At 36.4% G+C, this 22,031-nt stretch carries 18 protein-coding genes; 17 read left to right on the top strand and 1 reads right to left on the bottom strand.

The genetic code is table 11. The annotated features are described in order from the left end of the window. Window positions 1–3 precede the first annotated feature (3 nt). From JG738_RS03845 to JG738_RS03920, 16 genes are all read left to right on the top strand, one after another. Window positions 4–1,677 carry a 30S ribosomal protein S1 gene (locus JG738_RS03845; RefSeq protein WP_201338449.1) on the top strand — a complete coding sequence of 558 codons (1,674 nt, stop codon included), beginning with the start codon at window positions 4–6 and terminating at the stop codon, window positions 1,675–1,677. Between the two features lie 2 nt (window positions 1,678–1,679). Further along, complete coding sequence (gene serA, locus JG738_RS03850) at window positions 1,680–3,269, top strand: phosphoglycerate dehydrogenase (RefSeq protein WP_201338450.1); 1,590 nt, start codon at window positions 1,680–1,682, stop codon at window positions 3,267–3,269. Between the two features lie 91 nt (window positions 3,270–3,360). After that, the gene (locus JG738_RS03855) at window positions 3,361–4,779 is read left to right on the top strand and encodes a TolC family protein (protein ID WP_201338451.1); all 1,419 of its coding nucleotides are present in this window, start codon (window positions 3,361–3,363) and stop codon (window positions 4,777–4,779) included. Next, window positions 4,780–5,571 (top strand): efflux RND transporter periplasmic adaptor subunit, encoded by a 792-nt coding sequence (locus tag JG738_RS03860; RefSeq protein WP_201338452.1) that lies wholly within the window; start codon window positions 4,780–4,782, stop codon window positions 5,569–5,571. A 9-nt stretch (window positions 5,572–5,580) separates the two neighbouring features. Then, the gene (locus tag JG738_RS10490; RefSeq protein ID WP_084275569.1) at window positions 5,581–7,218 is read left to right on the top strand and encodes an efflux RND transporter permease subunit; all 1,638 of its coding nucleotides are present in this window, start codon (window positions 5,581–5,583) and stop codon (window positions 7,216–7,218) included. Then, on the top strand, window positions 7,215–8,918 hold the full coding sequence (locus tag JG738_RS10495; RefSeq protein ID WP_201338453.1) for an efflux RND transporter permease subunit: 1,704 nt from the start codon (window positions 7,215–7,217) through the stop codon (window positions 8,916–8,918). Before JG738_RS10490 ends, JG738_RS10495 begins: the two co-directional genes overlap by 4 nt. After that, window positions 8,915–9,118, top strand: coding sequence for a DUF2905 domain-containing protein (locus JG738_RS03875; RefSeq protein WP_201338719.1), 204 nt, complete (start codon window positions 8,915–8,917; stop codon window positions 9,116–9,118). Before JG738_RS10495 ends, JG738_RS03875 begins: the two co-directional genes overlap by 4 nt. Before the next feature lie 26 nt (window positions 9,119–9,144). Then, window positions 9,145–9,711: an elongation factor P gene (efp, locus tag JG738_RS03880; protein ID WP_201338454.1), complete on the top strand. Its 567-nt coding sequence runs from the start codon at window positions 9,145–9,147 to the stop codon at window positions 9,709–9,711. A gap of 280 nt (window positions 9,712–9,991) precedes the next feature. After that, window positions 9,992–14,416 carry a glutamate synthase large subunit gene (gltB, locus tag JG738_RS03885; protein ID WP_201338455.1) on the top strand — a complete coding sequence of 1,475 codons (4,425 nt, stop codon included), beginning with the start codon at window positions 9,992–9,994 and terminating at the stop codon, window positions 14,414–14,416. A 1-nt stretch (window position 14,417) separates the two neighbouring features. Next, the gene (locus JG738_RS03890; protein WP_201338456.1) at window positions 14,418–15,794 is read left to right on the top strand and encodes a glutamate synthase subunit beta; all 1,377 of its coding nucleotides are present in this window, start codon (window positions 14,418–14,420) and stop codon (window positions 15,792–15,794) included. A 1-nt stretch (window position 15,795) separates the two neighbouring features. After that, window positions 15,796–16,515, top strand: coding sequence for an inositol monophosphatase family protein (locus JG738_RS03895; RefSeq protein WP_201338457.1), 720 nt, complete (start codon window positions 15,796–15,798; stop codon window positions 16,513–16,515). Between the two features lies 1 nt (window position 16,516). Beyond that, the gene (gene accD / locus JG738_RS03900; RefSeq protein WP_201338458.1) at window positions 16,517–17,401 is read left to right on the top strand and encodes an acetyl-CoA carboxylase, carboxyltransferase subunit beta; all 885 of its coding nucleotides are present in this window, start codon (window positions 16,517–16,519) and stop codon (window positions 17,399–17,401) included. Further along, a complete protein-coding gene (locus tag JG738_RS03905; RefSeq protein WP_201338459.1) occupies window positions 17,391–17,987 on the top strand; it encodes a thiamine phosphate synthase in 597 nt (198 codons plus the stop codon). The genes accD and JG738_RS03905 overlap by 11 nt, the downstream gene beginning before the upstream one ends. Next, window positions 17,980–18,429, top strand: a complete 450-nt coding sequence (locus JG738_RS03910; RefSeq protein ID WP_084275578.1) for a 23S rRNA (pseudouridine(1915)-N(3))-methyltransferase RlmH — start codon at window positions 17,980–17,982, stop codon at window positions 18,427–18,429. The genes JG738_RS03905 and JG738_RS03910 overlap by 8 nt, the downstream gene beginning before the upstream one ends. An 8-nt stretch (window positions 18,430–18,437) precedes the next feature. After that, on the top strand, window positions 18,438–19,445 hold the full coding sequence (locus JG738_RS03915; RefSeq protein ID WP_201340474.1) for a hypothetical protein: 1,008 nt from the start codon (window positions 18,438–18,440) through the stop codon (window positions 19,443–19,445). Then, a complete protein-coding gene (locus JG738_RS03920; RefSeq protein ID WP_201338461.1) occupies window positions 19,446–20,393 on the top strand; it encodes a tRNA-dihydrouridine synthase in 948 nt (315 codons plus the stop codon). On the opposite strand, the gene JG738_RS03925 is transcribed toward JG738_RS03920, so the two are convergent. Then, window positions 20,390–21,187 (bottom strand): hypothetical protein, encoded by a 798-nt coding sequence (locus JG738_RS03925; protein WP_201338462.1) that lies wholly within the window; start codon window positions 21,185–21,187, stop codon window positions 20,390–20,392. The two genes, JG738_RS03920 and JG738_RS03925, sit on opposite strands and share 4 nt — an antisense overlap. A gap of 112 nt (window positions 21,188–21,299) precedes the next feature. Here JG738_RS03925 and JG738_RS03930 point away from each other — a divergent pair, with 112 nt between their 5' ends. Then, window positions 21,300–22,028 (top strand): sulfite exporter TauE/SafE family protein, encoded by a 729-nt coding sequence (locus JG738_RS03930; protein WP_201338463.1) that lies wholly within the window; start codon window positions 21,300–21,302, stop codon window positions 22,026–22,028. The last annotated feature ends 3 nt before the right edge of the window (window positions 22,029–22,031 follow it).

The raw sequence follows: 22,031 nt of genomic DNA on the forward strand, positions 1-22,031 counted from the left end.
ATTATGGAAAAAGAGGTAAACATGGGTATGGAAAATACAGGCGAAGACTTTGCAAAAATGCTTGAAGAGCATGAGAATAAACGTAGTGAATCAAGAGTTATAGATGGTGTAATTGTAGAGATACAAGATAATGAGAGAGTTCTGGTTGATGTTGGTGAGAAGCAAGAGGGTATTTTGAATATCAAAGAGATTCAAGATAGTGAGGGAAATCTTCTCTACCAACCTGGGGACACAATTAAGGTTATGGTGTCTGGATATAGAAATGAGCGTCCAATAATCTCACACAAAAAAGCTATTACAAAAGAGAAAGTAAAGAGTTTTATTGAAGCAAATAGAGACAATTTAGAAAATATGGTCATTGAGGGACGAATTGTTGGGAAAAATAGAGGTGGATACATCGTAGAAAACGATGAAGGCGTACAATTTTTCTTGCCAAACTCCCAAAGTTTTTTCAAAAACAAACCAGATATTGGAAGAAGAGTAAGTGCAAAAATACTCAAAATCGGCGAGAATAATGACTCGATAGTTATTTCACGCAAAAAATTTATTCAAGAGCTTGCACAAAAGAGAAAAGAGATTATTGATGAATTGATGCAAGAGGATAAGGTTGTCGAAGGTACTGTGAAAAAAATTACAAATTATGGTATGTTTGTAGAAGTTGCTCCAGGTGTAGAGGGTTTAGTACACTATAATGAAATAAGCTACAAAGGCCCTGTGAATCCTGCAAAGTATTTTAACGAAGGCGATAAAGTTAATGTAAAAGCTATCAATTATGAGAGCGATAAAAATAGACTTTCTCTCTCTATTAAAGCTACACAACCAGATCCTTGGGAAGAGATCAAAGGGGAGCTTGAACTGGGCGATGTTATCAATGTCACTATAAGTAATATTGAGCCTTACGGAGCTTTTGTTGATCTTGGCAATGATATTGAAGGACTTTTACATATTAGTGAAATGACGTGGGAGAAAAAACCTAAACATCCAAGTGAGTATGTAAAAGAGGGTGAACAGATTGATGTTGAAGTAACAGAGATTGATATAGAAAATAGAAAACTGCGAGTATCTCTTAAAAATCTCTTGCCAAAACCTTTTGAAGAGTTTTTGCAAAACTATAAAGAGGGCGATGTAGTCGAGGGAGAAATTACTTCATTAACAGATTTTGGTGCTTTCGTTAAGATTGGGGCAATTGAAGGTCTTCTTCATAATCAAGATCTTGGCTGGGAAAAAGGCTTGAAGGCAAAAGATCTTTTTAATGTGGGCGATACGACACAAGTAAAAATTGTGCGTATAGACAGAGAGAAAGAGCGCGTTTCACTTGATAGAAAATCCTTGCAAGAGAGCCCTCTAGAAAAATTTGCAAAAACACATAAAGTGGGCGACATAGTAAAAGGGACTGTTCGTGATATTAAAGATTTTGGTGTGTTCATACAGCTTGAAGATGGAGTAGATGCTCTTGTGCGTAATGAAGATCTTGCTCCATTAAAAAAAGAGGAACTCAATAAAGGTGATGAAATTGAGGGAGTAATCTCTTATCTTGATACGCAGAATAATCGTCTTCGTGTTTCAGTTAGAAGACTCCAAAAGATGAAAGAGAAAGAGGCTCTTCGAGAAATTAATCAAGAAGAGAGTACAACTCTTGGTGATATTATCAAAGAGAAACTTGATAAACAGGGATGAGAATGCACAAACGAAAGATAGTTGTATGTGATCATTTGCATAAAAAGGCTGAAGAGATTCTTGCAAAAGAGCAAGATATAGAATATGTCAACGCAGCAGATGTACCAAAAGGTGGTCCTCTTTATGAGAAGATAAAAGATGCTGATGTCATCATTACACGAAGCTCTACCCCGGTCGATAAAGAGCTTTTGGAGCATGCAAAAAATCTTAAAGCGATAGTTCGAGCAGGAGTCGGGGTAGATAATGTAGATATGGAAGAGTGTAGCAGACGCGGGATCATTGTCATGAATGTTCCTACTGCGAACACAATAGCTGCAGTAGAGCTTACTTTTGCACATATGCTCAGCTGTATGCGAGCTTTTCCTTATGCCCATAATCAATTAAAACTTGAGCGCATCTGGAAGAGAGAAGCTTGGATAGGGAATGAGCTCAAAGGTAAAAAATTAGGAATTATAGGTTTTGGTAATATTGGGAGTAGAGTGGGAAAACGCGCTTTAGCTTTTGAGATGGAAGTTATCACGTACGATCCTTATATTTCCCCAGAAAAAGCGACAAACCTCGGTGTAAAATATACAACAGATTTCAATGATATTTTAGCATGTGATATTATTACTATACACACACCAAAAACAAAAGAGACGATCAATATGATTGATCGTGAAGAGATCGCAAAGATGAAGGATGGTGTGGTGCTAATAAATTGTGCGAGAGGTGGTCTTTATAACGAAGATGCCTTGTATGAAGGGCTTAAGAGCGGAAAAATAAAATTTGCGGGAATTGATGTTTTTGCGAAAGAGCCTGCAACTGACAATAAACTTTTAGAGCTTGATAATGTTACAGTTACACCACATCTTGGTGCAAATACAGAAGAGTCACAAGAAAAGATTGCTATTGGAGCTGCAACGCAAGCACTTGAAGCAGCCAGAGGTATCAGCTATCCAAATGCTTTAAATCTTCCAATTAAAGAAGATGAGATGCCTCCTTTTGTAAAGCCATATCTGGAATTAACGCAAAAGATGGGTTTTTTGGCTGCACAAGTAAATAAGGGTGCATATAAATCTATTAAAGTCATTGCTGAAGGTGAAATTGGAGAGTATATAAAATCTCTTATTACTTTTGCGGTAGTTGGTGTACTCAAAGAGTCTTTAGGGGAGACAATCAATTATGTCAATGCAGAATTTGTGGCTAAAGAGCGAGGGATTGAGATACTTAGCAAGAAAAATCCTGAAACAAGTGGGTATAAAAATAAAGTTACAGTAAAACTCACTACTGATAGAGACATCATAGAAATAAGTGGAACGATTTTTGAAGAGAATGTGCAAAGAATCGTTGATATTAATAATTTTGCCATTGATGTAGAGCCGAAAGGGAAAATGATCCTTTTTAAAAATACCGATGTGCCAGGTGTTATTGGAGAAGTCGGTATGATTTTAGCTAAACACAATATTAATATTGCAGATTTCCGGCTAGGACGTGATAATCATGGATTGGCTTTGGCGGTGATAATTGTTGATGATGATGTAAGCAAAGATGTCCTTAAAGAACTTGCAAACCTCAAAGCTTGCCTCTCTGTCTCCTATGCAATACTATAAGCAGGGACTCCTGCTTATGTGAGTTAATATTTCACTAAGTTATAAATTTATATAATCATGTCAATAATTTTTTTCAATCTCTGGAGGGATTATGAAAAAGCTTTTGCTACTTACATTAGCCATAGGACTGCTTTTTGCTAAAGTCGAAAACCTTAAATTAGATGAAGCAATTGAAATACTCAAAAAAAACAACAGTAATATCAAAATTGCTCAATTTGAGGAAAAAATAGCAAAATTTAATACAAAAATTGCTCAAAGCTATAATTACGGATCTCTAAACCTTATTTTCAATGCATTGCGCAGTAATGACGCAGGAAATGTCTTTGGATTTAAACTCCAATCAAGAGAAGCCACTTTTAGAGATTTTGGATTTAAAGACTTTTTAGGTGGTGTCTCCCAAGCACTTAGCATGGCAAATGGTAATTTTGCTGCATTTTCACAGATGATGGCAAATCCTCAAATGCAAAATATGCTCTTAGATACTGCACCAAATGATCTCAACAACCCTGATGCAAGGAACCATTTTCAAACAAAACTACAGTATATGATACCTCTTTATACTGGAATGAAACTGACAATGTATAAAAAGATATCCAAAGAGATGGAGAGAATGAAACATCTCGAAGCTAAAAAAATTGTCAATGAGATGGTTTTTGCAACGAAGAAAACTTTTTATGATATTACTCTTGTTGAAAATTACATTAAAAATCTTGAAATACTGAAATCGAATATGGATAAACTAGAAAATATTATTAAAAATTTTAAACAAGAGGGATATGCGAAAAAGACAGATGTATTAGAAGTTCAAGCAAAAAAAGCAGAAGTTCTTAGTTATCTCAATCAAGCAAAACTCAATAGAGATCTTGCATATCAGTATTTGAGTTTTCTCATCGGTGAAGATGTTGCAAGTATTACGCATGTAAGTGAACTTGCACCTCTGCCACAAGAAGATACTCGTAATCTCGTACAAAAAGCAATTGACTATAAAAGAGCAAAGCTTGGAAAAAAGATGATGGGAATGAATGTAAGATTGCAAGAGAGTGGTTATTATCCGATGATTGGTGCATTTGGTGAGTATGGAAGCAGTGATGATAAACCTTTTAATGACTTTTTTGATAAAGATTTTTACACTGTAGGTGCGCAGCTCAAATGGAATCTCTTTAGTGGTGGAAAAACAAAAGCAGAAGTAGAGCAGGCTAAAATTAAATACCTCAAAGTCAATGAGCAGTTGAGTTTGGCAAAGAGGGGACTCGCTCTTAAAATTAATCAAATAAAAACTGCTGTTAAAAGTAAAGATTACGATATCAAAGCACAAAGCAAACAGTATGCATTGGCAAAAGAGATCTATAGAATGTATGTGGAAAAATATAAAGAGGGTTTGAGTAAAATAAGTGATGTACTCATTAAGCACTCTGAAGAGATTCAAGTACTGCTCAAACTTCTCAAAACAAAAACTGAGCGCAACGAAAAAGTTTTTGAACTAGAGAGTCTTTTGGATAAAGGAGAATAGATGAAAAAAATTGTATTTGCGATACTTTTTGCATTATCACTCTATGCAGAAGGATTGAGTCTTTCAGGAACTGTGATAAGTGATGATACCAAAATGCTTGGTACTCGCTATATGGGGTTTGTAAAAAAGGTTAATAAGCATGAGGGTGACTGGGTAAAAAAGGGTGAGGTGCTCTATGTAATTGATTCAAAAGAGATTGATTTAGCGAAATCACAAGTTGAACTTATGATTTCTCAAGCAAGACTTGCTATTGCAATGAATAACAATATGTATATGTTTGCAAAAACAAATTACGAGCGCCATAAGAGACTCTTTGCAAAAGGTATGGTCTCAAAATTTGAACTAGAACGCATGGAGCTGATGTATAAGAATACAAAAGATATGGTACAGATTGCAAAAAAACAGCTCCAAATGGCTAAAGCGAAACTTGCAGAAGTGTTGCATCAATATGAATATCTCAAAATAAAAGCGCCTAATGATGGTGTAATTATTCAAAATAATGTAAAAGAGGGACAACTTACTATTCCTGGATATCCTGGAATGATACTTACAACACTCGATAATCTTAAAGTAATGGCTGAGATTAGCGAAAGTAATCTCAAAAATATAAAGATTGGACAAAAAGTAGCTGTGTATATTCCATCTTTGGCATTTGAAGCTGAAGGGAGAGTGACATCTATCATTCCTGCAGCAAATCCTATGACGCATAAATTTAAAATAAAAGTCTCATTCAAAAATCCTAACAAAGCTACTATCATTCCTGGAATGTATGCAAAGCTAGATTTTAAATAGGGGTAGGCTATGAGTAATGAGATAAAATGCCACTATGAACCAAAAGATATTGCAGGAAAACTTGCAAAAACCTTTTTACATAACCCCTTGACTGCCCTCCTTGCTGTTTTTGTATTGGCAGTAGGATACCTATCGCTTGAGATAATGCCTCGAGAAGAGGACCCACAAATAGCAATTAGTGGCGGTACAGTTATTGTACCTATGCCTGGCGCTACACCTAAAGAGATTGAAAATGTTATCGTAAAACCTTTAGAAGAGAAGATTCGAGAGATCAGTGGAGTTGAATATATCTATGGAATAGCAAAAGAGAACGTAGGAATTGTGAATGTACAGTACTACATCGGGCAAAATAGAGAGATATCTAATCTCAAGCTTTATGACAAAGTAATGCAAAATATGAATTTACTTCCAAAAAATGCGATGCAGCCACTTGTAAAACCTTTTGATATTGATATCGATATACCTATTTTGACTTTTGCTTTTTATAAACGTGATAAAGCCTTGAGTGATGCAGAATTTTTTAAAGTCATAAAAGATATCCAGTATAAAATTAACCGCATAAAAAATGTCTCAAAAACAAATCTCAAAGGTGCGCATAAAAGGCAGTTTAATATTTTAGTTGATCTCAATAAACTAACAGGCTTTCATCTCTCTTTAGGGCAGATTATGCAAGCAGTAAGCTCTGTTGCGAAAGAGGTACCAGAGGTAAAAAATAGGACCAAAGATAAAAAAATTGTCATTTTTGGAGTACCTAATGCAATAGAGAGTATAGAAGATGTAAAAAACATCATGGTCGCTAACTATATGGGATCGCCTATATATGTAAAAGATATTGCAAAAGTAGAAGATGGTATAGATATTCAAAACTTCAAGGAAGCTGGAATCTGGACAAAAAAATTGGGTACAAAGCCTCAATATACATTAGAAGTAAGCAAACTCAAGGGAACAAATGCAGTTTTTGTTGCTAATGATGTTTTAGCACTCATGAAAGATCTCAAGCCATATCTTGAGCATAAAGGCATTGGATATGTCTTGACAAGGGATTATGGAAAACGTGCAAATGATGCGGTAAATGAGCTTGTTGACCATCTTCTTATTACCATTGCTATTATTGCTGTGATGTTAGTGTTTTTCCTTGGTTGGAAAGAGGCACTTATCGTTACCTTTACTGTACCTGCTATTTTAGCAATCACTCTTTTTATAGCCTATATCACTGGGCAGACAATTAACAGAATTACACTCTTTGCATTTTTACTCTCATTGGGACTATTGGTCGATGCTGCAATTATTGTTATAGAAAATATTCATAGACATTTACATGAGCATGATGCAGTGGATAAGGATATGGACACTATTTTAGTAGAAGCGACAGATGAGATAGGTGCACCTACAAATGTGGCAACTATTGCGATTATTATGACTATGATTCCTATGGCTTTTGTAGGTGGTATGATGGGTGAATTTATGAAGCCAATTCCACTTAATGTTCCTGTTGCACTTTTGGCTTCACTTCTCATTGCTTATATTTTTACGCCATATCTTTCCAAAAAGATGCTCAAAAAACCACACATGCATCATCACCATCACCATTTTCAAAAAGAAGAGAAACTTCCAAAAGAGTGTGATATAGATGGAGGCAAGCAGTGAAAAAGTTTGAAAAGTTCATTTACAATATATTAGAGCATAAATCGAAGAAATTCTTAGTCATCCTCCTTGTTTTGGTTGCTCTTGCTGGCTCAATTGCTATGATTCCTACAAAAATCGTGTGGGTAAAAATGTTGCCAGGAAAAAGTGCAAATACCTTTAGTGTCTATATTGATCTTCCTACAGGATCTTCAAAAGAGCAGACAAAAGAGGTAACAAAATGTGTTATAGATATTTTAAAAGATGAAAAAGAGGTAACAGATATAGAGAGCTTCATTGGTATGGGTGCACCTCTTGATTATGCTGGGCTCGTAAAGGGGAGCGCGTTTAAAAATAGTGAAAACGTTGCTGAAATTGTAGTTAATCTTACTGATAAACATGAACGTGAAGAGCGCAGCTACAATATGGTACACCGTTTGCGACCAATTATCCAAAAAAAGTGTGAGCCGCTTGTAAAGCAAACCTCCATTAAACTTATTGAGCAGCCAGCTGGCCCCCCAACTTTAGCATCAATTGTTGCAGAGATTTATACACCAAATGAGAAAACGAGAAGAGTTTTTGCCCAAAAAGTTGCAAATATTTTCAAAAACACTCCAGGACTTGTTGATGTGGATATTATGGAAGATGAGCTTTACAAAAAGTTTCATCTCAAACCAAATATCGACAAGATTCAAAAGAGCGGTCTTGCAGTAGAGCAGGTGCAAAAGATACTCTATTTGGCTTTTGAAGGAATGGGCGTTGGCGTAAAAAATAGTGAAAACTATCCTTCTCAAATAGAACTCTTTTTGCGTTTAAGTGATAGTACAAGAAGATTTGATGACAAATCTTTAGAAGCAGTGAAGAAAAAGCTTGCTTCCTTTGAGCTCATGAATCAAAAAGGGATGATGGTACCACTTACTGAAATAGTTGATATTGTTGAAGCGACAAATGAGCCTACTATTATGCATAAAAACCTCAGACGCTATACAAATGTAATTGCTGAAACAGATCTTGTCTCGCAAGTCTATCCTCTTTTGGAAGCGAGAGAGACAATAATGAAAGAGTTTGCGAAAGATTATGAGATTCAAAAGACTGATTATCTCTTTAACCTTCGCTTTATCGATAAAAAAACAGGTGAGGTAATAGATCTCAAGTGGGATGGAGAGATGAAAGTTACCCTCGATACTTTTAGAGATTTGGGGCTTGCTTTTATCGCTGCTCTCATTCTCATTTATCTGCTTATAGTTGTTTATTATAAGAGCTATACTCTCTCCAATATTGTTATGGCTGGAAGTTTCCTCTCCATTATTGGTGTGATTGTTGGACACTGGGTTGCTGATCTTGTAACACGAGATACCTTTTTCCTCACTGCAACTTCTCTTATTGGATTTATCGCTCTTATGGGGATTAGTTCACGTAACTCTATACTACTTATCGATTTTGCAAAAGCATTGATGATAGAAAAACATATTCCTAAAAGAAGAGCAATTGCTATAGCAACAGCAACGCGTGCTAGGCCCATAATGCTTACTGCAATAGCTATTATTTTAGGTTCGGCACTTTTAGCTAGCGATCCTATTTTTGGTGGACTTGGTGTTGCGCTCATTGGCGGTACAGTTGCTGCTGTTGTAGTTTCACTTCTTTTTATTCCGGTGCTTATGGATAATGCAAAAGCGATGGATTTCACTGATGAGCAGACAAGAAGTGAAGAGGAATTTAAATAGTGGATTTTGGTAAGGTCTTAATATTTATAGGAATAACCCTTATCGTTGTAGGTCTCTTTATACAATTTATCGGGCGCCTGCCCGATGATATCTATATCAAGAAAGATAATTTTACTTTCTATTTTCCTATTACTACCTCGATAGTACTGAGCATTGTTCTATCACTGCTTTTATATCTCTTTTCAAGATTTTTTCGATAAAATTGCAAAAAATTTGAGGAGTAAATATGGCATACAGTATGAATGATCTAAAAAAAGGACTACGCATAGAGCTTGGTGGAGTACCTTACAGAATTGTAGAGTATCAGCATGTGAAGCCTGGTAAAGGCGCTGCGTATGTGCGCACTAAAATTAAGTCGTTAATAGATGGAAGAGTTTTAGAAAAGACTTTTCATGCAGGTGATAAGGCTGAAAAGCCGGATTTAGAAGAAAAAGAGATGCAATATCTCTATGATGATGGTGAAAACATGCACTTTATGGACACTACTACGTATGAGCAGATTGCTCTATCTCATGATCAAGTAGGAGATGACAATATCAAATATATGAAAGATGGAATGAATGTGAAGATTCTCTTTCATAATGGTAAAGCTATCTCAGTAGAGATTCCCCAAGTAGTTGAGCTTGAAGTGACTGAAACGGCTCCAGCTTTTAAAGGTGATACTGCTACAGGTGGTCGCAAACCTGCAACACTTGAGACTGGTGCAGTAGTGCAAGTTCCTTTTCATATCCTTACTGGAGATGTTATTAAAGTTGATACGATTGAAGGGAAATATCTAGAAAAAGTAAAGTAATCCAAACATCTGTTTGGATTACTGCTGCTTCTTCTTTCTTCTAAACATTTACATTTTCAAACATTTTTCTTTTTATGTAGAAAATAGTCGTTTGCATTAGTATAAAACTTTACATTCGCAGCTTGCAGTTTTATTTCTCTTCGTATCAATATCATTGAAGTTTATCTATATTTCCCTCTTTTAAGTAGCTTCTAACGAATCAAAAAGTATAATAATCTACTTATATACAAAAAATAAGTTTAAAGTTTGTTGAAATTACTTCTAAACCGAAAGGGTTGATATGGATCTTCTAACAAGTTACAAAGATAATTGTGGATTTGGGTTACTAGCAAGCATCGACAATAAACCTTCTCATCAAAATGTCAACGATGCAATCAAATCTCTTGAGCGCATGATGCACCGTGGTGCAATTGCAGCAGATGGCAAGAGTGGAGACGGAAGTGGTCTTCTCTTTTCTATGCCACACAAATTTTTTAGAAAAATAGCCGAAAAAGAGGATTTTGTCCTTCCGCAAACCTATGCTGTTGCTATGGTGTTTTATAAAAACGAAGAAAATTTAGAAGTTTTTAAAGAGTTTTGTCTTAAAAATGATTTACGTATCTTATATATACGCAATGTACCAATTAATACCGATGCACTCGGGGAACTAGCTAAACAGACACTCCCTAATATTGTACAGATTTTTGTAGCACCAAACTCACTCATAGCTACAAAAAGATTTGATGCGCTTTTGTATCTTACACGAAGAGAAATAGAAAAGGCACTAGTTGAAGATGAAGATTTTTATATTCCAAGTTTTTCACGTACGACGATAGCCTACAAAGGCCTCGTTATGCCTACATATATTAAGACTTTCTATCCAGATTTGCAAGATGAGGATTTTGAGGCAAGTTTTGCACTTTTTCACCAAAGATTTTCAACCAACACATTACCAAAATGGAAGCTTGCACAGCCTTTTCGTATGATTGCCCATAACGGTGAGATTAATTCTGTTACTGCCAATAGATATAATGTATATGCAAAGTGTGAATCGCTAAAGAGTGAAATATTTAGTGATGAAGAGTTGCAAAAGATTCTTCCACCACTAGAACCTGAAGCGAGTGATAGTAAGAGCCTTGATAACTTTTTTGAGTTTTTAATCGTTAATGGTGTAGAATTTTTCAAAGCTGCCAGAGCCCTCATTCCTGCTCCATGGCAAAATGCTCCTCACATGGATGCAGAGCTACGAGCATTTTATGAGTATACAAGTACATGTTTTGAAGCGTGGGATGGTCCTGCAGCTGTGAGTCTTACAGATGGGCGCTACATTGGATGTGTGCTCGATCGAAATGGATTGCGTCCAGCAAAATATATTATCACAAAAGACAAACGCCTCATAATCGCAAGCGAATATGGAATTTTGGGAGTACCTGAAGAGAATATTGTAGAGCGTGGAAGATTACAAAGTGGTGAGATGATTGCGCTCGACCTTAAATATGGAGTTATTCTCAAAAATGAAGATATTAATGACTATCTCAAAAACTCTAATCCATACAGCGAATGGCTCAATGAAAATATGGTCTATTTGCAAGAGCATATCGAAACACCATTTAGCAATATTGATGAGTATAAAATTGATGATATTATCCATAAACAGCGCTACTACCATATTACGCATGAATTGATAGAGCAAGTAATTGAGCCAATGATAAAAGAGGGTAAAGAGGCCGTAGGAAGCATGGGTGATGATACACCTATGGCAGCTTTTAGCTCAAAACAGCGTAACTTTACTGACTTTTTTAAGCAAAAATTTGCTCAAGTAACCAATCCACCAATAGATCCTATTCGTGAAAAGATAGTGATGAGTCTCAATACAGGTTTTGGAGAGATTCACAATATTTTAGATGAAGATCCTGATCATGCAATAAGACTCAAAGCTGTCTCTCCAATTCTTATTAAAGAGAAAATGGATGTGTTGCTCTCTTATGGGGATCCGAAACATCCACGCTACAAAGAGTGTTTTAAAAATAGATTTTTCTCTACTGCTTTTGAAAAAGATCTCAAAGCGTCATTAGAGAATTTAACAGATGAAGTTATTAGAAGCGTAAAAGAAGAGGGTGTGCGTATTATTGTGCTTGATGATAGAGAGCTTAGCCCTCATAAGAAGACAATACCCATGGCGATGCTTATAGGGCGCTTAAATAAAAAACTCCTTGATGCAGGTGTACGCCATCTTGTTTCAATTGTTGCAATTACAGGTGAAGTACATGATTCCCATTCAGCTGCTGTAATGATTGCATATGGCGCAAGTGCTGTCTATCCTTATCTTCTCTTTGCAACTGTCTATGAAAGACTCAAAAAACAGGATTTAAGTGCCTTTGAACTAAGAAATAGATTTAAGAACGTAGTTAATGCACTTAACGGGGGATTTTTGAAAATTATGTCTAAAATGGGGATCTCTACTATTGCATCATACAGAAACTCTGCCCTCTTTGATGTTTTAGGACTAAGTGAAGAGATGGTGCAAGAGTGCTTTGCTGGAAGCCATTGCCTTGTACCTGGTCTTGATTATGAAGATATTGAAAAGAGATTGGATGATTATCATAAAAATGCGTATGAGATTGATCTTGAAAAACATATCTTTCCACTCGATTTAGGAGGATATTATAAGTATATTGATGGGAGTGAGTATCACGATTTTAATCCAAATGTAGTCAATAAGATTCATGAAGTCTCTATCACAGGTAACTGGGATGATTATAAAGAGCTAAAAAATATGATAGAGGGAAGAGAATTTAAATTCATTCGCGATTTTTTTGAGTTTCAGAGTGATAGAAAACCTGTTTCCCTTGATGAAGTAGAACCAGTTGAAAATATTTTTAAACGCTTTGATTCTGCTGCAATGAGTCTTGGCTCTATCAGTCCTGAAGCGCATGAGTGTATAGCTGAAGCAATGAACAGAATCGGCGCAAAAAGTAACTCCGGTGAGGGCGGCGAAGATGAGAGCCGTTTTGGAACAATTAAAAATTCAAAAATTAAGCAAGTAGCAAGCGGACGCTTTGGTGTTACTCCAGCCTATTTACGCAGTGCTGAAGAGATTCAGATAAAAATAGCACAAGGTGCAAAACCTGGTGAGGGTGGACAGCTTCCAGGCCATAAAGTAACAGCTCTTATTGCTAAACTTCGCCATACTATGCCGGGAGTCACACTTATTTCACCACCACCACACCACGATATCTACTCTATTGAAGATCTTGCACAGCTTATTTTTGATCTCAAGCAGGTCAATCCTGATGCAAAAGTAGCAGTAAAACTTGTCTCAACTGCTGGAGTGGGAACGATTGCAACAGGTGTTGCAAAAGCGTACGCTGATAAAATAATTATTAGTGGTGGAGATGGAGGTACAGGTGCTGCACCTCTTACATCAATCAAATTTGCAGGAAACCCATGGGAGCTTGGGCTTACAGAGGCGCACAATGCTCTTAAAGCTAATCATTTGCGAGAGTTTGTAGAGCTCCAAACTGATGGCGGGCTCAAAACTGGGCTTGATATTGTAAAAGCTGCAATAATGGGAGCAGAGAGCTACGCATTTGGTACAGGAGTGCTTACTATTATTGGATGTAAGATTTTGCGTGTGTGCCATCTCAATAGATGTACTGTGGGAATTGCAACACAAAATGAGTTTTTACGTGAACACTATGTAGGAACTGTTGAGAGACTTATTAACTATTTTACACTCATTGCTGAAGATGTACGCAAAATTTTGGCTGAGCTTGGCTATACAAAACTTGAAGATGTAATAGGGCGAACAGATTTATTGAAAGTGGTTGATAATGAGTTTGCTAAGAAGTTTGATTTTAGCTCTGTATTGATGCGTCTTGATGGAGTTGATACGTGCCAAGTGCCATCAAACGAGCCTTTTGATAGTAATGAGTTTGAAAAAGAGATCCTCAAAGAGGTCTATCCAGCTATTGAAAATCCAAAACAGAGCATTATTGTTAATAAAAAAATCTGCAATGTGAATAGAAGTTTTGGCGCACGCATTAGCGGAGAGATTGCAAAATATTATGGAGATGCAGGGCTCAAAGAGGATGCTATTCGCATTAATCTTGAAGGAGTTGCTGGACAGAGTCTTGGTGCATTTCTCATCAATGGTGTTACTATTAATGTGACAGGAGCTGCGAACGACTATGTGGGCAAAGGAATGCATGGAGGTAAAATCATAATTACCTCTAAATTTCCGCAACAACGATTTAGTCTTGCTGGAAATACCTGCCTCTATGGAGCTACAGGAGGAACGCTCTTTGTAGCTGGCGAAGTGGGTGAGAGATTTGCAGTACGTAACTCCGGTGCTCTTGCAGTAGTAGAGGGTACAGGAGATCACGCTTGTGAATATATGACAGGTGGTATTGTGGTAATACTTGGAAAAACTGGAATAAACTTTGGTGCAGGTATGACAGGGGGACTAGCATTTGTTTACGATGAAGATCATACATTTATTGAAAAAATCAACCAAGAGTTGATTGAAGCAAGACGTATAGACATAGATGAGTTTGACGAAGCGCGTCACTATCTTAAAAAACTCTTGCAATCATACTATGATGAAACAGGTAGCCAAAAAGCAAAAGAGATTTTGGATAATTTTAGAATGGAGATCAGAGATTTTTGGATGGTGCGACCGAAGGAATTAAGAAAAGTTCCTTTGAACCTAGAGGAAGGGGAATAATATGCAAAATTTTATTTTTAACGAGAGAATCGAGCCAAAAAAGAGAGCTGTTAATGAGCGTATAAAAGATTTTAGAGAGATTTATGAGATATATAATCCCAATGAGGCAGCAACACAAGCAGATCGTTGTGTGCAGTGTGGGGATCCTTATTGCCATAATGCTTGTCCACTGCACAACTTTATTCCTCATTGGCTTAAAACTGTTGCAGAAAAGGATCTAGAGCTAGCATTTAAAATTAGCAATGAATCATCACCTTTTCCAGAAATTATGGGGAGAGTATGTCCGCAAGATAGACTTTGTGAGGGTGCGTGTACCCTCAATGAGGGGTATGGTGCGATTACGATTGGTGCTATTGAGACTTTTATCAGTGAAGAGGGATTTAAGAAGGGGATGCGTCCCGATTTTTGTAGTAAAAAGACAGATAAAAAGGTAGCGATTATAGGAAGTGGCCCTGCTGGGCTTAGTTGTGCTACCTATCTTTTAAGAGCTGGGATTGAGCCACACGTTTTTGAAAGAGCTGATAGAGCTGGAGGACTTTTGACATACGGTATTCCAAACTTTAAACTCGATAAAAAGGTAATTCAGCGCCGTATTGATTGGCTCATAGAAGCTGGAATGAAACTCAATCTCAATGTAGAAGTGGGAAAAAGTTTGGAGTTTGAAGAGCTTTTAGAAAACTATGATGCGATCTTTATTGGAATAGGAGCGACGAAACCAAGACGTGCTGGTATAGAGGGAGAAAATGCTATAGGCGCTATGATGGCGATGGATTTTCTCACAAATATTCAAAGAAAAATATTTGGTGATAGTTATGATAAAGATAAAGAGGTTAAAGATAAAAGAGTTGTTGTCATAGGTGGTGGCGATACTGCAATGGATTGTGTGCGCACAAGCATTAGAGAGGGAGCTGCTAAAGCAATCTGTGCATATAGACGAGATGCAGCAAGTATGCCAGGAAGCCGCAAAGAGGTGAAAAATGCACAAGAAGAGGGTGCAGAGTTTATCTATAATGTTGCTCCAACAAAAATTCTTACAGATGAAGAGAATAAGGTAATTGGCGTAGAGTTTGTAAAAACTATCTCTACTACAAAAGATGGTAAGCGCAAGTTAGAGGTAATTAAAAATAGCGAATTTACTATCGATGCAGATGTGGTGATATTTGCTCTTGGTTTTGAAAATACCCCACTAGAGTTTTTAGCAAAACATGGTATTGAGACAAATGATTGGGGAGCAATCAAAATCAATGAAAATTATGAAACAACAAAACCTGGTGTTTATGCCGGTGGAGACTGCTATAGAGGAGCACATCTTGTAGTGACAGCGTCGTATGATGGAAGAGAAGCTGCAAAAGCAATTGCGAGAAAACTACTTGACTAAGATGGAAACACTTTTTGAAGATGTCAAAAAGGCATGCCAAGAAGTTTACCAGGCTGTACGCTTTGGTATGGATGAAAATTTCTATCACTATGCCGGTCGTGGTGCAGGAGGAGATCTCTCAAGTAATATAGATCTCTTTGCAGAAAAGATTTTTATAAAATATCTGGCTAAATATGGGAAAATTATTTCAGAAGAAGCCGGTGAGATAGGAGAAGGGGAATTTACTCTCATTATAGACCCTATTGATGGGAGTGATAATCTTCTTTCTCGTTTTCCCTACTTTGGATCTTCTATTGCTCTTATGAAAGATGGAAAAACGCTTTTTTCTTTTATTGTTAATTATGCATCAGGTGAGTTTTTTGTAAGAGATGGTAGTTTTTATAAAAAAGGCTCACTTCTTTATGAAAAATTAAAAGATGTACAGCCAAACTACCATGCAAGAGTAGGACTTTTTGAAAAAGCTTACGCTAATCCTAATATTGTACAAGGACTTAAATTTGCAGGACTTAAATTTCGTAGCCCTGGTGCTGTTGCACTCTCTTTGGCTTATGCCCGGTATGTCAAATTTGTAATTTTTATAGGAGAGATTCGCCCTTATGATGTGGTAGCGGGTTTGCATCAGTGTGAAGGCCTCTACACATATAAAAATGATACAATAATAGTAGTGAGCAAAGAGCAAGAGATTTTTGACAAAATTTATGAAATTGTCATAAAGGACTAGTATGGGTCTGAGTGATCTATTTAAAATTCGTAAATCACAGCCAAGTAAGGCTGAGCAGCCTAGCCACTGGATAAAATGCCCTAAATGTAACGCTTTGATGTATTATAAAGAGGTGCAAAACCGTTACAATGTCTGTCCAAAATGTGGCTACCATTTTCGTATCGGTGCAAAAGAGCGTATAGAGATACTTTGCGATGAGGGGACATTTGTAGAGTATGATGCCAATTTGGAGCCTGTGGATCCACTTAAATTTGTAGATAAAAAGAGTTATAAAAAGCGCATCGAAGAGGGAAAAAAGAAGACGGGACATCCAAGTTCAGTAATAAGTGGTGAATGTTTGATAGAGGGAGTTCCTACCCAAATTGCTGTTTTTGATTTTGCTTTTATGGGTGGGAGTTTAGGCTCAGTTGAAGGTGAAAAGATCGTTCGTGCTGTTAATAGAGCTATCCAAAAGCGTCAGCCTGTTGTAATTGTGAGTGCCAGTGGTGGTGCAAGAATGCAAGAAAGCACTTTTAGTCTTATGCAGATGAGTAAAACCTGTGCCGCGCTAGCAAAATTAGCCGAAGAAGGATTGCCCTACATATCGGTTCTTACAGATCCTACCATGGGAGGAGTGAGTGCCTCTTTTGCAATGATAGGAGATATTATTATGGCAGAGCCTGGAGCATTGATAGGATTTGCAGGACAGCGCGTCATTAAGCAGACAATTGGTGCAGATTTGCCAGAAGGATTTCAAAGAAGTGAGTTTTTGCTTGAACATGGACTTATCGATATGATTGTAGAGCGTCCACAGATGAAAAAGACAATTGCGGATCTCTTGCGCCTTTTGTGGCAAGAGGAGCAACAAAATGTAGAATCTCTCATAGAGCAAAGCGATGAAGAGTGATATTTATGCCCTTTGTGATGTGGCACTGCTGGATCAATTTGGTGTAGGTTTAGAGCAGTATGCCTCATTAGCTGCGATGTATGGATGTGAAATCATGCAGTATCGTGATAAAGAGGGATCTTTTGAAACTAAACATGAAAATCTCAAGCGACTACGAAAAGCGTGGGATGGTATACTCCTTATCAATGATGAAATCGCATTGGCAAGGCTTTGTGATGGAGTACATATTGGTCAAGAGGATCTTGCAAAGATAGTAGAGAATTTTGGTGCAAAAACTTTTGCAGAAGCTATTACAATTCTTCGCAAATTTATAGGTGCAAAGATTGTAGGTCTCTCTACGCACAATGAAGAAGAGATAGCAGTTGCTAATGATTTAGATCTTGATTATATAGGTCTTGGGGCATATAGAGCAAGTAATACAAAAGATGTGAGCAGTGTACTTGGCCTCAAGCTCTCTTCTTTAGCAAAACTTTCATGCCATAAAGTTGTAGCAATCGGAGGTATATATCTTTATGAGCCGATACAAGACATTTGGAAAAGAGCAGTCGGAAGAGATTTTCTTATCAAAGCTTTAAGTTATGCATAAAATAGCTCTTTACTCCATCGGAAAAAAAGATGCAAAATATTATGAGATGATCTATGAAGATCTTATAAAAAATGCCAAAAAATATGCTACTATAAAAATGGAAAATATTTTTAATAAAAAAATTAATCAAGCGCAAAAACAGCAAGCACGCCAAATTTATACACAAGTTTTAATGCCCTATTTGCAAGACTATACCATTGCACTCGATCCAAAAGGAGAGGAGCTTGATAGTTTTGCATTTGCAAAAGTTTTTGAAAAGTATGATAAACTTTCCTTTTTTATAGGTGGTGCATATGGATTTGAAGAGGATTTTTTGCATAAATGTGATAAAGTAGTGAGTCTTAGTAAATTGACGATGAGTCATAAAGTGGCAAAGATTGTGCTTTTAGAGCAGATATTTCGGGCTTTAAGTATTATACATAAACATCCATACCATAAATAGGAGCTTAAATGCGAATCAAACGCTATATCTTTTTTAGTATTATACTTATGCTAATAGTTGCTGGTATTGTCTACTCCCAAGTGGATAAAGTATATACTTTTGATGTTTTTGGTGTACCTGTTACTCTTCCTGTTGCTGTTTGGATTATCGTACCTATGTTTATTCTCTTTTTGGCATCTTTTTTTCACATGTCATACTACTCTTTTATCAACTTTATGGTGCTTAAGCGTTACCGTAAAGATTACGATACTCTCATCGATTCATTTGCAGATGCGATTATGCAAGAGCCAAAATCACATCAATATAAAACAACAGAAGCAAAAAATCTTGGTAACGTAACTGACAAATCGCATATACTCCCTGTTGATTTTAAAATAGATACAAAGGATGAACGTCTCAAAAAGCCTTTGGATTATGTAAAAGATATTACTAATGGTATCTATGTTGATATAGAGGGTTTCAAACTCTCACCTAAAAATGCACTTTTAGTGAAAAACTATGAAAATAGACTCAAAAGTGAGCCGATTTTTAGTGGAGTAATTTTGAAAAATTGCAGTGAATATCCTCAGGAGTTGTGTCAAAAAGCACTGCAAGCATATATTACTTTTAATGATATATCAAAAATCAAAGATTATGCTAAACTCTTTACTTTCGAGACACTTATGGAGCTTATTGAGCAATATGCAACTAAAGAAAAAGAGATGCTTCATGAGCAAGATATAGAGTATATTTTACAAGAGTCACAAATGCAACTAAATGAAGAAGAGTATATGCAATTGGCTAAAAAAATAAAAGATGTACTCTCTCCAGATGAGAGGCTTAAATTTTTTGGAAAACTTAAAGAAAAAGATGAAAAAAGCGAAGCAGCATACCTTTATACACTTTTGGATTTAGAGATGATAGAAAAAGCAAAAAAGTTTTTAGAAACTACAGCAGAAAATGAGTTGCTCAATTTCAAAGCCTATCTGGAACTAAAAGAGTGTGGCAAAAACTATCCATTGGAGATGTTTGCATAGATGAAACTCAATTTTACAAAACCGCTTTATGTTTTAGCGCCATTGGCAGGATATACAGATCTACCATTTAGAAGTGTAGTAAAAAAATTTGGAGCAGATCTTACTATTAGTGAAATGATTAGCTCTAATGCTTTGGTGTATGAGAGTAAAAAGACTATGAAAATGCTCCAAAAATCCCCTTTAGAAGATCCCTATTTTGTGCAGATTGCAGGCGCTGAAGAGGAGATAGTGAAAAAAGCAGTAGAAAAACTCAATGCAATTGAAGGCATTGATGGTATTGATCTCAATAGTGGATGTCCTGTGCCAAAAGTTGTTAAACAAGGTGCGGGAAGTGGGCTTTTGAAAGATCTTGACCGATTTAAGAGAATTGTTGAAACTATTAAAAAATATTCCAATAAGTCCTATACATCTGTCAAGGTGAGACTTGGATTTAGCGAAAATATAGTAGAACAGATTGCAGTTGCTGCACAAGAAGCTGGGGCAGATTTTATCACAATTCATGGGCGTACACGTAGTGGTGGATTTAAAGCTCCTGTGGATTATGCAGCTATCAAAAGAGCAAAGGAGTCTGTAAAGATCCCAGTTATTGCAAATGGTGATATTACTGACTATCAAAAAGCCCAAGAGGTATTGCATCTGACAAAAGCAGATGGGGTGATGATAGGAAGAGGTGCGATTGGAAACCCGTGGATTTTCTATCAACTTAAACAGGGTGAAGCTTTTGTTAATGAGCAGGTAAAAAAAGAGATTATTTTCGAGCATTTTAGACAGATGCTGCATTTTTATGGAGATTATGGAGTGGTACTCTTTCGCAAGCATCTTCATACCTATTCTAAAGGATATCCCGGAGCCTCACAATTTCGAGAGATAATAAATAGAGTTACAGATAAAGATGAAATGGAGGAGTTGATAGAGAGATTTTTTAGATCAGACGCTGCAGCTGCTTAGATTTCGCCACTTGCTTTTCTCTTATACTCCTCTATTGTTATAAATATATCATCCTCCTCTTTTGGTTGTATGGCAGCAGTAAGATTTTGCGATGCTATCGCTTTTTCAAAATCCTCGTGACTCTCTATTTCGCCCTCTTTATATTTTCCAAGTAACACATTTGTACTGCCAATTATGACAAGATAGTTGATACCTTTAAAAGAGATGAGTGCAATTTTGTTGTGTGCATCTAGTGGCTTTTCAAATTTTATTGCAAACTCTTCATTGTCACTATTTTGGACTACGATACGTTTAGTTTTTCGTGTTCTATTTTGATTCAGAAGTTTTAGCACTATAAATATAAGAATTACTCCAAATAGACCAATTCCAACCCATAAGCCTATTTTTGCAAAATTTATGTTACTAAAAAAACCTTTAGAAAGCTGCGCGCTTGATGAGGTTCCAGGGCGTTTGAATTTAAGCATAAGGCTAAAACCATCTTTTGATTTAGAGGCATATATTTTTATTTTTTCCACAGTATATATGAAAATTTGTGTTCCACTTTTTGCGGGCACTACGTCTATTTGATAGATAAAAGGATTGTTAAGTTTTTTACTCCAGTGAGCCAATATCTTTACATTTTTAAGAAAAAGGATTATTTTGTCACTCTCTCTTTTTTGCGCTATTTTCCCCTCATACGGTACATCGAAGTTTATCAAGAGTTCGACGCTATTCTTTTGCTCTTTGACATTGAGGTTGAGTATCATTGTTGCAAAGAGGTGTACTGCTAGTAATAAAATGGCAACTATTCTCAAAAACTCTCCTCTTCATTTAAGGTTTATAAGTTAATTAATTATATTGAATAATAGATAAATTCGTCATAAATTTGCTTAAATGTAGTATAATCCCTTCCAAAAAAGGTCGTTGATGGAATTGATAGCGGTCGGAATTATTGTCGGTTTTCTCTCCGGTTTTTTTGGTATAGGTGGCGGGACAATTTTAGTGCCAATACTGATGTATCTTGGGTTTGATATTAAAGAGGCTGTTGGAATTTCTGTTACACAGATGGTCTTTAGCTCTCTGTTTGGATCATACCTCAATTTCAAAAAAAATATTTTTAAAATCCATGAAGGTTTGGCGTTAGGTATTGGAGGATTTTTAGGAGCTCTTGGCAGTGGATATTTTGTAAGTATTGTTTCGAGCAAAGTACTTGAGTGGATGTTTTTAGGATTTGTAAGTTATGCGATGTATCGTTTTTTTCGATCTCCTGTGACACACGATGGAGCAAAAGATATTCCTCCAGTTTTGATCTTTTTTGTAGGAGTATTTATTGGGCTTTTTGCTATTAGCATCGGTGTTGGAGGAAGTATATTAGTAACGCCTATTTTAGTCGGTTTTTTTCATCTTGATGTGAAAAAAGCTGCATCTATGGGCCTCTTTTTTGTGATTTTCTCTTCAATAAGTGGTTTTGTGAGCTTGAGCCTCTTTGGCCATATAGATTATGTGCATGGATTTTTAGTGGGTGCTAGTTCACTTCTGGGTGTCTTTTTTGGTATAAAGGCAGCACATGCAATAGAGAGAAAAAAATTCAAAAAAGCACTTATTGGAATATATACAGTGATTTTGGTGCTTGTTGTAAAAAAGATATTTTTTTGAGGA

The organism is Nitratiruptor sp. YY08-26, assembly GCF_016593215.1.
Classification (GTDB): Bacteria; Campylobacterota; Campylobacteria; order Campylobacterales; family Nitratiruptoraceae; genus Nitratiruptor; species Nitratiruptor tergarcus.